This window comes from Ereboglobus luteus, from assembly GCF_003096195.1.
GTDB lineage: Bacteria > Verrucomicrobiota > Verrucomicrobiia > Opitutales > Opitutaceae > Ereboglobus > Ereboglobus luteus.
This window is the reverse complement of sequence record NZ_CP023004.1, coordinates 3,459,274-3,472,364: the sequence shown is the minus strand read 5'-3', so window position 1 is coordinate 3,472,364 and position 13,091 is coordinate 3,459,274. Positions and strand designations below refer to the sequence as shown.

The 13,091-nt window shown below is 56.0% G+C and carries 17 protein-coding genes and 1 pseudogene; 4 read left to right on the top strand and 14 right to left on the bottom strand.

Translation table 11 applies throughout. The features are described 5' to 3' along the window. Positions 1 to 48 precede the first annotated feature (48 nt). From CKA38_RS12695 to CKA38_RS12665, 7 genes and pseudogenes are all read right to left on the bottom strand, one after another. Positions 49 to 1,272, bottom strand: coding sequence for an efflux RND transporter periplasmic adaptor subunit (locus CKA38_RS12695; protein WP_108825810.1), 1,224 nt, complete (start codon positions 1,270 to 1,272; stop codon positions 49 to 51). A gap of 138 nt (positions 1,273 to 1,410) precedes the next feature. Next, positions 1,411 to 1,887, bottom strand: coding sequence for a hypothetical protein (locus CKA38_RS12690; RefSeq protein ID WP_161554900.1), 477 nt, complete (start codon positions 1,885 to 1,887; stop codon positions 1,411 to 1,413). A 9-nt stretch (positions 1,888 to 1,896) separates the two neighbouring features. Then, positions 1,897 to 2,064, bottom strand: a pseudogene (locus CKA38_RS16990) (TetR family transcriptional regulator); the annotation flags it as partial. A gap of 259 nt (positions 2,065 to 2,323) precedes the next feature. Next, positions 2,324 to 3,778, bottom strand: coding sequence for a phytoene desaturase family protein (locus CKA38_RS12680; protein WP_108825807.1), 1,455 nt, complete (start codon positions 3,776 to 3,778; stop codon positions 2,324 to 2,326). A gap of 60 nt (positions 3,779 to 3,838) precedes the next feature. Next, on the bottom strand, positions 3,839 to 4,414 hold the full coding sequence (locus CKA38_RS12675) for a D-sedoheptulose-7-phosphate isomerase (RefSeq protein ID WP_108825806.1): 576 nt from the start codon (positions 4,412 to 4,414) through the stop codon (positions 3,839 to 3,841). A gap of 85 nt (positions 4,415 to 4,499) precedes the next feature. After that, positions 4,500 to 5,159: a hypothetical protein gene (locus CKA38_RS12670; RefSeq protein ID WP_152032860.1), complete on the bottom strand. Its 660-nt coding sequence runs from the start codon at positions 5,157 to 5,159 to the stop codon at positions 4,500 to 4,502. A 303-nt stretch (positions 5,160 to 5,462) separates the two neighbouring features. Beyond that, positions 5,463 to 5,855: a hypothetical protein gene (locus CKA38_RS12665; RefSeq protein ID WP_108825804.1), complete on the bottom strand. Its 393-nt coding sequence runs from the start codon at positions 5,853 to 5,855 to the stop codon at positions 5,463 to 5,465. 362 nt (positions 5,856 to 6,217) lie between these two features. Here CKA38_RS12665 and CKA38_RS16555 point away from each other — a divergent pair, with 362 nt between their 5' ends. The 3 genes from CKA38_RS16555 (at position 6,218) to CKA38_RS12655 (ending at position 7,265) form a co-directional block, all read left to right on the top strand. Continuing rightward, positions 6,218 to 6,394 carry a hypothetical protein gene (locus CKA38_RS16555; RefSeq protein WP_236919033.1) on the top strand — a complete coding sequence of 59 codons (177 nt, stop codon included), beginning with the start codon at positions 6,218 to 6,220 and terminating at the stop codon, positions 6,392 to 6,394. A 149-nt stretch (positions 6,395 to 6,543) separates the two neighbouring features. Then, positions 6,544 to 6,852 (top strand): hypothetical protein, encoded by a 309-nt coding sequence (locus CKA38_RS12660; protein WP_108825803.1) that lies wholly within the window; start codon positions 6,544 to 6,546, stop codon positions 6,850 to 6,852. Positions 6,853 to 6,896: 44 nt separating this feature from the next. Beyond that, complete coding sequence (locus tag CKA38_RS12655) at positions 6,897 to 7,265, top strand: hypothetical protein (protein WP_108825802.1); 369 nt, start codon at positions 6,897 to 6,899, stop codon at positions 7,263 to 7,265. 107 nt (positions 7,266 to 7,372) lie between these two features. On the opposite strand, the gene CKA38_RS15535 is transcribed toward CKA38_RS12655, so the two are convergent. Next, a complete protein-coding gene (locus CKA38_RS15535; protein ID WP_152032859.1) occupies positions 7,373 to 7,930 on the bottom strand; it encodes a hypothetical protein in 558 nt (185 codons plus the stop codon). A 101-nt stretch (positions 7,931 to 8,031) separates the two neighbouring features. Here CKA38_RS15535 and CKA38_RS12645 point away from each other — a divergent pair, with 101 nt between their 5' ends. Then, positions 8,032 to 8,565 (top strand): hypothetical protein, encoded by a 534-nt coding sequence (locus tag CKA38_RS12645; RefSeq protein ID WP_152032858.1) that lies wholly within the window; start codon positions 8,032 to 8,034, stop codon positions 8,563 to 8,565. A gap of 353 nt (positions 8,566 to 8,918) precedes the next feature. Here the strand turns inward: CKA38_RS12645 and CKA38_RS16700 are convergent, their stop codons facing one another. The 6 genes from CKA38_RS16700 to CKA38_RS15530 all read right to left on the bottom strand — a co-directional run bounded on the left by CKA38_RS16700 (position 8,919) and on the right by CKA38_RS15530 (position 12,696). After that, a complete protein-coding gene (locus CKA38_RS16700; protein ID WP_108825799.1) occupies positions 8,919 to 9,485 on the bottom strand; it encodes an IS66 family transposase in 567 nt (188 codons plus the stop codon). Further along, a complete protein-coding gene (locus CKA38_RS16695; protein WP_161554899.1) occupies positions 9,427 to 10,257 on the bottom strand; it encodes an IS66 family transposase in 831 nt (276 codons plus the stop codon). The genes CKA38_RS16700 and CKA38_RS16695 overlap by 59 nt, the downstream gene beginning before the upstream one ends. A 234-nt stretch (positions 10,258 to 10,491) precedes the next feature. Next, on the bottom strand, positions 10,492 to 10,854 hold the full coding sequence (gene tnpB, locus CKA38_RS12630) for an IS66 family insertion sequence element accessory protein TnpB (protein WP_108825797.1): 363 nt from the start codon (positions 10,852 to 10,854) through the stop codon (positions 10,492 to 10,494). Between the two features lie 6 nt (positions 10,855 to 10,860). Next, on the bottom strand, positions 10,861 to 11,175 hold the full coding sequence (tnpA, locus tag CKA38_RS12625) for an IS66 family insertion sequence element accessory protein TnpA (protein ID WP_425482470.1): 315 nt from the start codon (positions 11,173 to 11,175) through the stop codon (positions 10,861 to 10,863). Positions 11,176 to 11,482: 307 nt separating this feature from the next. After that, the gene (locus CKA38_RS12620; protein WP_152032856.1) at positions 11,483 to 12,271 is read right to left on the bottom strand and encodes a hypothetical protein; all 789 of its coding nucleotides are present in this window, start codon (positions 12,269 to 12,271) and stop codon (positions 11,483 to 11,485) included. Between the two features lie 152 nt (positions 12,272 to 12,423). Continuing rightward, the gene (locus CKA38_RS15530) at positions 12,424 to 12,696 is read right to left on the bottom strand and encodes a hypothetical protein (protein ID WP_152032855.1); all 273 of its coding nucleotides are present in this window, start codon (positions 12,694 to 12,696) and stop codon (positions 12,424 to 12,426) included. Between the last annotated feature and the right edge of the window lie 395 nt (positions 12,697 to 13,091).

Below are 13,091 nucleotides of genomic sequence, written 5' to 3'. Positions count from 1 at the left end.
TCGGAGGTTTAGAAAAACGGTGTGAGTATTGCGGCGCGGTCGCTGTGATTATTCGATGGGCATGGCGCCGGGCGACTGGCCGGCGGGCACGGGCTTGACCGGGATGCCGGGCTGGCGGATGTATTGGAGACCCTCGACGACGACTTGCTCGCCGGCCTTGATGCCATCGGTGATGAGCCACTTGGCGCCGATGGTGCGGTCGGCCTTGAGCACGCGCAGCTCGACGGTGTCGCCGCCGTCCTTGCCCTTGGTGACGACGTAGGCGATGGGCTGTCCCTTGGTGTTGCGCGAGACGCCCTGCTGGGGAACGAGAATCGCCTGGGGCGCGACGCCCTCGACGATTTCAACGTGGACAAACAAACCCGGCAGCAGCTCGGGCACGCCGCCCTTGTATGAATTGGGAAACTCGGCGCGCAACAGGATCGACGACGTCGAGGGATTCACGGAAATGTCGGAGAACTGGATCGTGCCGTCCTTGTCGTATTTTTTCCCGGTGAACATGTGGAGCACCGCCTTGTTGAAACCTTCCTTTGGCGACTGAAGCAGACCCGACTCGCGATACTCCTCGAGCTGGAGCGCCTGCCCCGCCGGCTGCGTGATGTCCACATAGATCGGGTCGAGCTGCTGCACGGTTGCCAGAAGCGTGGCCGTGGCCGCCTGCACATAAGCGCCCTCGGTGACCTCGGATTTTCCGATGCGGCCGGTGATCGGCGAATACACTTTCGTGTAGGAAAGATTGATCTCGGCGTTTGTCACCGCGGCCTCGGCGGCCTTGACGTCGGCGACGGCGGCCTTCGCTTGCGCGACGACGTTGTCGTAATCCTGCTTGCTGACCGAGTTGGTCTTGATCAGTTCCGAGTAGCGATCGGCCATCGCCTGCGAGGAAACGAGGCTGGCCTGCGCGCGGGCGAGGGTCGCCTTGGCGCTTTCGAGCGTGGCCACGTAGGGCGCGTCGTCGATCTGGTAGAGCTGCTGGCCCTCCTTGACCTCGGTGCCTTCCTTGAAGAGGCGCTTCTGCACGATGCCGTTGACGCGGGCGCGCACCTCGGCGACCCGATAGGGGGACGTGCGTCCGGGCAGTTTGCGCGTGAGCGTGACCGGCTCCGCCTTGACTGTGTAAACACCGACTTCCAAGGCGGCCATTTGACGTCCGCCCTGCTGGGCTTTCTTTGAGCAACCCGCGGCGAATGCCGTGGCGACGAATACCGCGAGGAGCGGGAGAATAACACGGGAAACGGAACGGCCGTCTCGGGAGTTTTTGCTAGGCTTCATTGTAGGATTAAAAAATGGATGTTTGTTCGTTTTTTGATGTGAGATGTTCCGTTTCGCAGTAAAAAAAACATGGATGGTCGACGGGGATGCCGGACGGTCGGGCTTGGCGCATAAACGGCGTTTGAAACATGCGGACGCCTAATGCGCGCACGCTCCGTCCAGCGACGCCCTCATGCCCGCCGAGCAAAACGCCAGCAGCCGGCGCAGCTCCTTTTTCACGCTGAGGTTTTTGCCGAGCTTGTGGCAGCGCAGGTCGGCGAAAAGCATGTGGTGGTGCAGAATGGCGAACACCTGGGTGGTGCGCCACTCCAGCTCATCCTTGTTCAGGTCGGGCAGCGCGTGGGCGAGCATTTTCAGGATGCGTTCCTTGAACGGCAGGATGAACGGAGTCAGGAACGCCGTGATCTCGTCATCGGGATCGAGAAAAAAGCGGCTGATCATCTTGGCGGTGTGCGCGTATTTGTTGCGCTCGTCCTGGTCCGTGTGCAGCAACGGCCTGATCGCCGCCTCCAAAATCGCCTCGACTGTCGGCGCGCGGCCGCCCGAGGAGTCCTCGAGGACCTTGAGCAGCGCCATGCGCTCCTCGTTGAGAGCGGTGATCCGGTGCGCGAGCACCTCGGCGATGAGCCGCTCCTTGGAGCCGAAGTGGTAATTGATCGCGGCGAGATTGACCCCCGCCTCCTGGGTGATCTCGCGTATGGAAACCTGCTGAACCCCCGCCCCGCGATCATGCGCTCGGCGACGTCGAGGATGCGCGACTTGGTGTCGCGCTCTGTCTCGGCGGTCTGGGATTTATTTCTATCAGTCATTTGAAACAGTTGTTTGAAACGCACGTTGCAATTTCCGGTTTTCGTGTCAAGCGGCGGTTTTCGTCGGCGCATCAAAACGGCATCGTGCCGCGCCGCGCAACCCCCGCGCAATCACGCTGTTGTCAAAATTATGAAAAAATATTTTTTTGTTTTCCGAATGCGCCCGCCATCCCCCGCCCCGGCTTTGATCAATGCGCGGATGCGCAATCATCGAACCGGCAATCGCGGATTGTTTGGCGCGCCTATTTTTTCAACCCGTGCAGGTAGCTGTCGATTTTGTTGGCGGTGATCACGCCGTAGTTGATCGTGCCGAGCCAGCCGGACATGATGATGCCAACGCTGCCGGCGTGAAAAAGGCCGGGGAGTTTTTCGCTGAGATGCATCGACACGGGCAGCCCCTCGAATTTCGTGCCGAACGACGCGCCTTGGTAATGCCGCGTGTAACGCTCGACCGTGCGCGGCGTGGCAGCCTCGGTCCAGTCGATCTTTTCGCGCACGCCGGGGATGAAGCGTTCGAGCGCGGTGACGGCCTCGTCGATGAGGCGCGTTTTATTTTCCTCGTAAGTGGCGTCGTCCATTTTCTCCCAGTCGGGGTAGCGGCCGTTGAGCGAAGCGACGACGGTGTAGCGCGGCTCGGGCGCGAGGGGGCGCGTTTCAGGGTAATAGACGGAAAAGGTGCGGCTGGTCGTGCGCAGGTCGGTGAGCGCGGCGCTGTCGTATTCGGGTGAGTCGGACGTGAAGATAAGGTCGCCGATGCGCGGAATCGTTTCGCCCTTGCGAATGCCGAGATACACCTGGCACGAGCTCGTGTTGATGCGCACGGCGCGGGCCTGCCCGACAAAATCGGCGGGGAAGTTTTCCGCGCCCGCGAGCTTGAAGATGGTGTTGTGGATGTTGGCGTTGGAGAGGACCGCCTTGGCGCGGATGACGCGTCCGCTGGAGGCGACGATGCCGCAGGCGGTTTTGCGTTTCACGCCGTCCGCGCCGGTTTTTTCCTCGACGAGGATTTTTTCGACGAGAACTTTTTTGCGCAGCTCGACTCCGTTTTTGCGGAGCTCGGCGCACATTTTTTCGATGAGCACGTCGGAGCCGCCGCGGAAGGTGAACACGCCCGCGCCCATGAAGTTCGAAAAGACGATGCCGTAAGTGATCGCGGGGTCGTCGAAGTTGGAGCCGTTGGCGTAGGAGATCGGCTCCATGAGAAGGCGGTGCACATCGGGGCGGCCGGGGAAGAAGCGCTCGAACATCTGGCCGGTCGTCTCGGTGTTGTTGTCGTAGTAATTCATCGCGCGCAGGTGGTCGTAGAACGCCTCGATCTGGGCGCGCGGGAGCTTGAACTGCTCGACGAGCACGCGCGTGTAGTCCTCGCGGGTGAACGTCGTCCACACGTCCATTTGCGGATTCACGAAACGCACGTCCTTGAGCTGCTCGATGGAGTCGGCGATTTCCCTGGTCCAGTAGCGGCGGCAGGATTTGATCATGCCGGACGGGAAGCCGTGGAGCGAGATGTCGAAGATGTGCCCGCCCTTGCGCGTGAACCAGGTGGCGAGCCCGCCGAATTGGTAATGGTGCTCGAGCAGGAGCACGCGATGCCCGGCCTTCGCGAGGACGTTTGCCCCGGTCAAGCCACCCAAACCGCTGCCGATAACAATGACGTCATATTCATCAGCGACTCCTTTAAGCCAATCGTATGCCATGCGGAATAAACAGAAATGCGGATCGAAGGGCGCGCGCCCTCGGAAGAATTTTGGACTGCGTTACTCGACCGCCGCGTCGATCAGGTCGCAGAAATGATGGACGAGAAACAGGTGCGCTTCCTGCGCGCAGCGTCCCGAGTCGCCGGGGATGATCAGGTCGACCGTCGCCATTCCCCTGGCCTTGCCGCCGCCCCTGCCGAGGAAGCTGATGCTTTCGAGGCCGAGCTTTTTGGCCGTTTCGAGGGCGGCGAGGATGTTGGCGGAGTTGCCGCTCGAGGTGATCCCAATCACAACATCGCCCGGTTTCGCGAGCCCCTCGATTTGGCGCGAGAACGCGGCGTCAAAACCGTAATCGTTGCCGATGCACGTGATCAGCGAACCGTCCGAGCTCAACGCGACGGACGGGAGCGAGCGCCTGTTCTTGAAATAACGACCGACGAGTTCCGTTGAGAAATGCTGCGCCTCCGCCGCGCTGCCGCCGTTGCCGCAAATGAGCAGTTTGTTGCCCGAACGCACGGTCTTGAGGATCAGTTCCGCAGCGCGGTCGATTTCGGCGCGGATTTCCTTGAGCGATTCGATGCAACGCGCGGTTGCGGCGATTGAGTTGTCGAGAAGGTTGGTTGGTGTCGTGCTCATGGTTGGTATTTTTTTGAAGGGAAAATTGTTTTTTGCAATTCAGTGCGCAGAAAAATGCGGCGTGGTGCGAGGCAGCCGGACAGGCTCAATCAAAATCGTCCTCGGCGGGCAACTCTATGGCCCCGCGGCAGTCCTCCATCATGCGAAGCGAAATCTCGCGCAGATCAAAAAGCATGCACAACGCCTCGGTGCGATATTTGGCCAGCACGGTCGAATGCCTCGCCGCCTTTTCGTCGAGGATGGCAATGGCCCTGTTTATTTCGCCGAACATACGCTTGAACAAGCTGACCGCCATGGCGAAATCCCCGAAGTCCAGCGCGTGCACGGCGAGCACGGCGTGCGATTCGCCACGGTGCAGCGCGCCTGAAAACGCGACGGCCAGCGGTTGCGGCACGGACGCCGGATTCATGGCAATGCGCTCCCATTCACGCGTGAGTTTCAGGTGGATGGCCCTGAGCGCCACGTAAATGTAATTTTTGTGAACAGTGTAGGGCCCCTGGTCATCGTCCTCGTCGTCGTCATCGTCATCATCCGCCTCGTTTGAGCTGAGCCGCCAGCCCATGTGCGCGGCTGCTTTTTCGAGCCGGTTCTCATCGCGAAGCAGCAACTCGTAAAAGCCGATATAGCGATGAATCGTGTCGTCCTGTTCGCGCAAGTAATGCTCCCAGTCGAACTCATTCCAAGCCACGCCGCCAACATCGTCGTCGTCGGAATCGGATGGGTTGTTTGGATCGAAGCTACTCATTGCGGCATTAAATAACGCAACGTGTTGCGCCATTTAGCAAAAGGCAATGTTAGAAACGCAAAAAATCACAACATATTGTGCTTCAAAGCAATGCCAGCCGTTTCCGTGAAAACGAAAAAGCCGGTTGGCGAATTTCATGCAGCAACGGGGCATTGAGTTACTCCCAAGCTCCCCGCATCCCTTGACGGGGGTAAAAATTGGCGCCCTCACGGGGATGCGCTTTCATAGGGGGATTGTTAAAATTCACACTTAATCCATACAAAATTGCTTTTAGCTGTATTCAATATCTCAATACAGAGTCAATTATTGGGCGCTGGCCGACTGGCGACTTTGAATGCGTTTAGCTTCTTCATTGGCTGCTTTGCGTTTCTTGTTTTCGGCCATCTCAGATTGGCTCAGACCGCCGATGGCACCTCGCAATTTCCAGATGGCTTGCTGCTTTTCTTTTAACGCCGTTTGCTCCTCTCCAACGGCTTTGCTTATCGCGGCGGCAACCTCGGCTTCCATCGCCTCGATTCTGCGGATCGCAGCTTGGCGCTCGTCCCAGTTTGTTATCAGCGCCGCTTGATCGGGGATGCTTTGATGGATTTGGACGGTGTCGGCTTTGATGGCTGCAATCCGCTTGTTGCTCGCGGAGTCGCAGCCTGTAAGAATGAGCAGAACAAGGGCGATTGCGGATAGTGTGAAACGGATCATGCGTGGTGCGGACTTGCATCCAGAGTGGCATTTCATACCTTTCAACTCAACAATTTTTAGGTCAGAGATCCGGCCAAACAGAAAACCGCGAATTTTTCAGATACCACGGCCGCATCCGGCGCCGCCCACCTTGGGCGCGGCTGGGGCACACGCGCAGAATTATGGCATCGGGCGGACCTTCCAAATATAGGTCGCGTGCGAATTTGCAAATATGACACCGCTGGAATGAGACGGTGGAAGGAACATGAGGCGGCCAAAAAGGCGGCGAGGATGAAAGCCGCACGCGAGGCGATGACCGCCTTGCGCCGGGCGGATGACGAGGCCAGCGGGGCTCGCGATTCGCATGGAAAGGAGTGTGCGTCATGACGACGAAACGCCTCGGGCTCGAATTGCTTTACATCACAGATGACGCTCTCGTCGCTCACTGCGAAATGAACGGGGGGTCGCACCCCATCGCCACGCAACCTACGCCTGTCACCGCGGACGCGTCATCCCCCGCGCTCACGCCATCGGCGCCCATAGTCCCATCCGCCACATGAAGCCGCCATCGTCCGCATCCAGCACCCTGCGCGCCGGCGTCGCCATAACCGGCGCCGCCGCGATCACGCGCCTATACCGAGCGCAAAGCCGCGCGCCACGCCGCGGACCGTCAGGCCATCGAAATTAAAAAAACCTGCCCCTTTTTCCCATGAAAACTAAAAATAAAAACAGCAAAAACGAAATCAATGTTGTGGACGAAATTATGGCCGAAGTGACGCGCGCCACGCAAAAGTTCCCCACATGGCCAGATGATCCACTCCACGCCCTCGCCGTCATTGGAGAAGAGTTTGGTGAGCTCACAAAAGAAGCCCTTCAACTCACCTATGAGCCGCACAAAAGCAGCCCCGAGGCTATGCGAAAAGAAGCCATACAATGTGCCGCCATGTCGCTGCGATTCGCGATGAGCCTCGACCGATACAAACACAGGCGCTGCGTGCAACATTCACCAACCCGTTAACTGCCCCGTTCAGTCTTACTGGTCCTATCCGTCCTATTGTTAAAATGAAACTAACACCGGAGCAAATCCACATACTGCAACACTCGCATGGAGTCGATCAATACGGGCGCGGTAAGCAATATAGGAACCGTTATATAATCGGCCCTGAATGTGATGGGGTTGCTGATCTGGTTGCGCTGGTTGACGCCGGCCTCATGATTGACCACGGCCCGCGAAAACTGGCCGGAGGGATGCACTGGTTTGCGGTAACGCAGGCTGGAATCGATGCTGTTGCATTGCAGAGTCCGAAGCCGCCAGAGCTCACGCGCTCACAGCAACGATACAAGCGCTACCTCGAAGTTGCCGATTGCTTCAGCTCGTTCCGCGCTTTTCTGGCGTGGGATTGCAACAAGGAAAGGAGCTGGAACACATGAACGATAACCTGGACCAGCTCTCCGGCACCCAGACCAGCGAGACTTTCGCGGTGAAGGTAGCGGGATGGGCGCGATTCGGTGGCAAGCCGTCACTACAGACGTCCGCGTCACCTAAATGGAGCACGATTATCAATACTATAACGCTGGGATGCGGCAAACTCAGCGTCGGCACGTTTTTGCGCTGCCTCGAAATACGCAGCTCTTTTTTTTTCGGCTTCTTCAGTGCATTGCTTAACGAGTTTAATATACTCTCGCACGGCGCAGCCTTTTTTAATAAAAATCCGACCGCAAGCTGTCTTGATTATTACACGGTTGGCCTTGAAAAGAGGCCTAGCTTCACAGACTCCAATCGAGGAGACAACAAAGTCTCGTGGTTCAATCCGGAAGGGTGGATTCCCCAGACTGCCGAGTGCAAGATTGTTATCAGCAGTTATCTTTTTGTCGCGAGGTCCTATAAAAAACTCTGTAATAGTTATAGGGTGATCATTGAGGTTTGTGACTGTGACCTCGATAGATTCAGAATAATTGCCACTACCATACTTGGTGGAGATTTTCGTTTCGATGCCAATGCGGGTTCGTCCACGACGATAGGCAAGAAAGCCGAAAACAGCACCGGCAATGGCGACGATAAGGGTAACAAAGGCGATGATGTCGTTATGGCTCATTGACCGCAATCAATCGAAGCGCCAGATTTTCATCAAGACGGAAAGGTCTCCCGATGATCCGCGATATTCACCTCGCCGGTCTCTTTTGCGGAGTCGACAGAATGTCCACGGACCTCGTCGAAATACGTTTTTCAAAACTCGGGATTGCCACGGTCAAGCTCTCTACGTTGCGAATCGACTCTGAGTTTAACACTACCGTTTTTTCGATTTTTAGAAAAATCAACGCATGTCGTGCGAGGTGTGAGTTTCTCGTTGTTATCGCACCCTTCCTCAACGCGTTCTTTAAATATTACGATGGCATATCCAATAACCTCGTCGTCGGTTTCAGAGATAATCACGAAATCAACCATTCTTATGGAATCTTCTTCAGGGTGGCCGAACGCACACGCGTTTTCGACCTCTGCTTCGCTGTGCTGAACCTTAATCGAAATCTCTTCTTTCAGCTTTTGTCGCTCTGTCTCCGTCATTTTTCTCATGGATTAGTTGAGCGCATGATACCGTTACCTTGCAATATCAAAGAAAGAGACCCTAACCAGATCGGCAATGCGATTCTCCGTCGTCTTGCCCGCGCACTCTGCCTTGCCGCGCTTTCCCAGCGCTCCGACATCGCCGCCATTTGCCCCTCTGAAATCTGATCCGAGCGAAAGCGAAACCTCCTCAATCACGAAATCCCATGCGCCGCTCCTCCTTCATCACCCGCGACCCACGCCTCACGGATTTCCTTCGCACCCTCAGCGCTGCTGGGAGCAGCATCCCCGACCTTGCCCGCCGCGCGCCTCGGTCGCAGCTCCCTGAGACAGATCCTCCACGGCGCCCGCTGCGGATGCCAAAGCTGGAAGCACATCCTCCCCCACCTCACCGCCGCGCAACTGTTCGTAAGTGACCGGCCGAGAGCCTACGGGCGGGATGTTGACGGATAGATGTGATCAATAACAATGGTTACCATTTGTATCTATTAATGGTGACCATTTCTATGGATGCCTGCTTATCACTTCGCAAAGAGCGCGGTCCAGTTGGACGGCAGCAGTGGCGCGAGGTCGTCCTGGTTGGTCATAGCCGGCAGGCGCGAGAGCACGTCGCGAAGATAAGCGAGCGGATCCTTGCCATGGCGCCGGCAGGAGATGACGATCGAGTAAAGGATCGCCGTGCGCTGGCCGACCTCGGGGTGGCCGATGAACAGCCAGTTCTTCTTTCCCACGGCGCTGGGTCGTATCGAGTTCTCGATCAGGTTGGTGTCGAGCCGCGTGTAACCGCAGCGAGCGTGTCCCATTGGTTGAGCAGGGAGGTTGATGGCCTTGCCGCATTGCGACTGGGGCAGCACTTTGTCACGGTGGGCCAGCGCAAGGGTTTTGAGCCAGCGAAGCGTGCGCGTGTAGTGGCGCGTGCGAAGCCATGCGCGCGCATGGTCGCGGGGCACGCCTTGCTCGTCCCATTCGTTTTCATAACGATAGAGTCGCGCGATGAGTTTGAGCGCCACGCGCGCGAGTTTCGAGCGCTCAGCCTGCGCCTCGAAAAACTTTCCCCGCGCGTGCGCAAAACAGCCAAAGGCCGTCACCTCGTCGTGACTCGCGGGCGTATTTTTGATAACACGGGTATGCGTCCGATTGCAGGATGCCCTTGTAGTTTTCGCCCAAAAGCGCCCCGGCGTGCTCGTGCGCGCGGCTGGGTTTGTGCGTGTAGACGACGTCGCCGCCGGGTGTTCCCATCACCCAGAGGTAGGTTTGCACCGTGCCGTTGTTTTTTGCGCCGGGGTCGTTGCAGCGCACGGGCGTTTCGTCCATTTGTATATATCTGCAACCCAGCAGGCCCTCGCGCATTTTATTGTATATTGGCGAGAACCACTCGGCGGCGATGCGCATCCATTCGACCATGTTTTGCGCCAGGATTTGCATGCCCCAGTGCGCCGACATGCGCTCAAGCCTGCGCAGCGGAAGATGATCAACGTATTTGGCGATGATTATATAAGCGATGAGTCCCGCGGAGGCGTAGCCGCCGGGAACCGGCCGGGCCGGGGCGGGCGCAACCACCGGCGGGTGCGCGCGGTTGCCACGGCGCCGATACTTCGGGCGTATGTAAAGGCGTTTGACGAGTTTGGGCGGGGTGATGTCCAGTTCGACGGTGTGTTCCTCGGAGATTTTTTCATAGGCGGCGGGCTCGGCTTTCACTTCGTCGGGCTCGATGACGAGCGTCTCGGTGACGGGCAGTTTTTCGAAGGCTTCGCGATACCGTTCGCGTTTGTTTTGCGCGGAGGTTTTTTTCGCGGCTGTAGGTGATCGTTTCGAGCTCGGCCGCCTTTTGCACCGCGTTTTCCAGCTCGCCGAGCTCAAGGAGCATTTGCGCGCGATCAAGCCTCTCGCTTTGCCCGCCGCCGAAGAGCTTGCGCCTGTAATATTCGATTTGCGCGCGCAGCCTCGCCAGCTCGAGTTTCAGCTCGATGTTTTCGGCGTATAATTGCTCGGCGGGCGGCATGGCTTGTGTTCATATTATCGACACAAAAAGGACAATGATTTTTTCACGGGCGGACATTATATATAATAATCGTTTTCCGTGATTATTATATATTATGATTCGCCGGCGTTTTTAGCCTCATACCACGCCCTGCGCACGCCGTCCCTCAGGTCGATCCCGGACAGGAGCATCGTGAGCGCCTCGGGCGTGAGCGCGAGCCGGGACGCGTCCGAGCCGCGCGGCCAGTTGAAGCGCCCTTTTTCAAGGCGCTTGGCCAGCACCCACACTTCGGTGCCGTCCCAATATAATAATTTGATCCGGTCTCGCCTTTTGTTGGCAAAGACAAACACCGCGCCGCCCCCCGGGTCGATGCGCAGCGTCTGCTCTGCCGCCAGCCACAGCCCGTTAAACTGTTTTCTCATGTCCACCGGCGCGAGCGCCAGGTAGATTTTGAAGCCTGCGGGAAACGCCAGCATGCGCCCTTAGCTTTCCAAGAGCCGCGCCAGCCCGGCGAGTGAAGCGGCGTCGGCGCCGCGCACGATGCGCCCGTCGCGCAACACGACCTCCAGTGTTGTCGCGCCCATCACGCATGAGGCGGGCGCGCTCAACTCGACGAAACGCGCCTGCGTCCGGGCCCTGCGCGATTGCGACATGCCGCCGTCATTCTCGCGCCGGTATTGTGCCAGCCACGCGACAAACGTGTGGATGTTTACGCCCTCTCGTTTCGCAAAGGCCTTTTGTGTCATGCCGCTTGCATCAAAGCGCGCGAGCAGCTCCTCCCGCCTCCTCGCGTCCACTATGCGCCGGCCTCGCGAATCGCGCCGACTTTTTTATCCTCCACCACTTCCGTGCTGATTGTTTCCATACCTCCCAGCTTACCGGGTTTTCCTCCCGACTGCCACGAGGTCCCCGGATGGTCATTTACAACTGTTCCACCTGAAATAAAGCTCTACGTGGAACGCTCACGCCCAAGCCGCCCTCGACGCCATCGGGTCATCCCGCGCCCTCCGATCCAGCCCTTCAGCCCTTTCCTCCGCCCCCTCCAACCTCAACCGCAACGAAAAACACTATCATGGTTGAAAGCATGTGTATTATGATGGATAGTTAGCATAAGGGTATCCCTTTTTTCTTATATAATTTATCCAAAGGGTGCGTTTTCTCAGGAGCCCGCCGAAATGTAACGGAGTATGCTGCACAGACCTTCCAGTCCGCCAAATCCTGACCTGTTAATTTAACCATTTGGCTACTGACATCTAAATTATAGCGCACACTGATTTGTGGCAACGATTCCCGTATCCTGGCTTCTGAAAAGTTTTTTCCCTTCAAGCGATGCTCTTTCGGCTTTTTTTTGCGGATCAAGTTCACGGTTGTCACTTCATAAAAAATCCACGGGGAAAATGTTTTCTCATCGATCTGTGACGCCGAAAGTGAATTGGGGGTATTCATGAAAAACACGCACTCGCAAGCATCAATCATTTTACTCAAAGCCGTGCTTAGCATCACATGCACATGGCTACTTGTTTTTTTTGTGGCCTCATAACTGTAGTTTTTGCTATCAGGCTCTTTGTAGTGATCGTTCAATTTTTTAATCAACTTATCTGCATGCCCCCATACCTGAGAATCAATAAAAGATGTAAGCCCAAAATTATCAAAAAGCCAGTTGGCTAATCCTGTCGCTTGATCCATGTCCTTGTGAGCATGGGAAATGAAAATATCAGCATGCACTTTTGGGAACCAGTCCTGTTGTATTCCAGACCCATCGAATCCTCCATCTTCAAAAAAGGCTTTGATTTCGCCATCAAAGTCCTGAGTTCGCAGGCAATGAGATTCACTGCCTCCAAGGCCATTGAATTTTGAGTAGTCAATATCTGTCAGGTTAAACGCCTTATACATGGTTCGATTATTGTCCATCGTTGCCCTGAGGAAAGCTCAAAATCCACAACTCGGGTTTTCTCAAAAACATTTTCGGGGCCGAAGGCTTGCCCCCCGCCCCCTACTTCTTGCGGTAGCTAGCCGTCCATATTAAGAGATGACGGTTTGGCAACTCATCCATCATCATCATATTTATCTGAGGTATCTGATTCTCGAATCACCTCTATCCCTAATGACTTGCATACAACACGAACCCGTATTTTTTTCCGAGTCAGTTTGCGTTTTTTGGAGCGAGTTGCAGCAACAGCTAATGCAAATGCGCCAATCATAATGAACAATGGTCCAGCGCTGCTAGGGGCCTCATTGTTGCAAACGGCATTCAGGCCGGTAATGCCGTTCTCGAAATTTAGAATGATACTTATGATATAGTAAAAGACAGTTTTCATTGGAGAGATGTTTTGGGTTTAAATGGCATCTATGCCTATCCAGCACGCCACTACTAATATTCCCTATAGTAGTTAATTGCGGGCTTAATAACCCAACATCTCTCCGCGCTTCGGCAGACCGCGGCGAAAAGAATTCTTTTTTGTTTATGTTCTTATTGCAGATTTCTCTGACAAATCCGTATCGGGTGCATGCAGCACGTAGCTCCTTTATTGTGAAAGACCTGAAACTATAGTATAAAATTTCGTCCATCTGTTTCCTCAGACAATCACGACGATAAGGATCGATGGCTAAACGAGAAAATATCTGGAGGCAATCAAAGTCTATCCAAGATCCACGCTTCTTGAAAGATATAGTAATTTCATAAAATTTTAAAAACTGAGGTTTTGGACGAATA

Bases quoted from the DNA above. Each gene is read 5' to 3' on its own strand.
- CKA38_RS12695 (WP_108825810.1), bottom strand. From the start codon at position 1,272: ATGAAGCCTAGCAAAAACTCCCGAGACGGCCGTTCCGTTTCCCGTGTT.
- CKA38_RS12680 (WP_108825807.1), bottom strand. From the start codon at position 3,778: ATGGCATACGATTGGCTTAAAGGAGTCGCTGATGAATATGACGTCATT.
- CKA38_RS12675 (WP_108825806.1), bottom strand. From the start codon at position 4,414: ATGAGCACGACACCAACCAACCTTCTCGACAACTCAATCGCCGCAACC.
- CKA38_RS12670 (WP_152032860.1), bottom strand. From the start codon at position 5,159: ATGAGTAGCTTCGATCCAAACAACCCATCCGATTCCGACGACGACGAT.
- CKA38_RS12665 (WP_108825804.1), bottom strand. From the start codon at position 5,855: ATGATCCGTTTCACACTATCCGCAATCGCCCTTGTTCTGCTCATTCTT.
- CKA38_RS16555 (WP_236919033.1), top strand. From the start codon at position 6,218: ATGACGACGAAACGCCTCGGGCTCGAATTGCTTTACATCACAGATGAC.
- CKA38_RS12660 (WP_108825803.1), top strand. From the start codon at position 6,544: ATGAAAACTAAAAATAAAAACAGCAAAAACGAAATCAATGTTGTGGAC.
- CKA38_RS12655 (WP_108825802.1), top strand. From the start codon at position 6,897: ATGAAACTAACACCGGAGCAAATCCACATACTGCAACACTCGCATGGA.
- CKA38_RS15535 (WP_152032859.1), bottom strand. From the start codon at position 7,930: ATGAGCCATAACGACATCATCGCCTTTGTTACCCTTATCGTCGCCATT.
- CKA38_RS12645 (WP_152032858.1), top strand. From the start codon at position 8,032: ATGTCCACGGACCTCGTCGAAATACGTTTTTCAAAACTCGGGATTGCC.
- tnpB (WP_108825797.1), bottom strand. From the start codon at position 10,854: ATGCTGGCGTTTCCCGCAGGCTTCAAAATCTACCTGGCGCTCGCGCCG.
- CKA38_RS12620 (WP_152032856.1), bottom strand. From the start codon at position 12,271: ATGTATAAGGCGTTTAACCTGACAGATATTGACTACTCAAAATTCAAT.
- CKA38_RS15530 (WP_152032855.1), bottom strand. From the start codon at position 12,696: ATGAAAACTGTCTTTTACTATATCATAAGTATCATTCTAAATTTCGAG.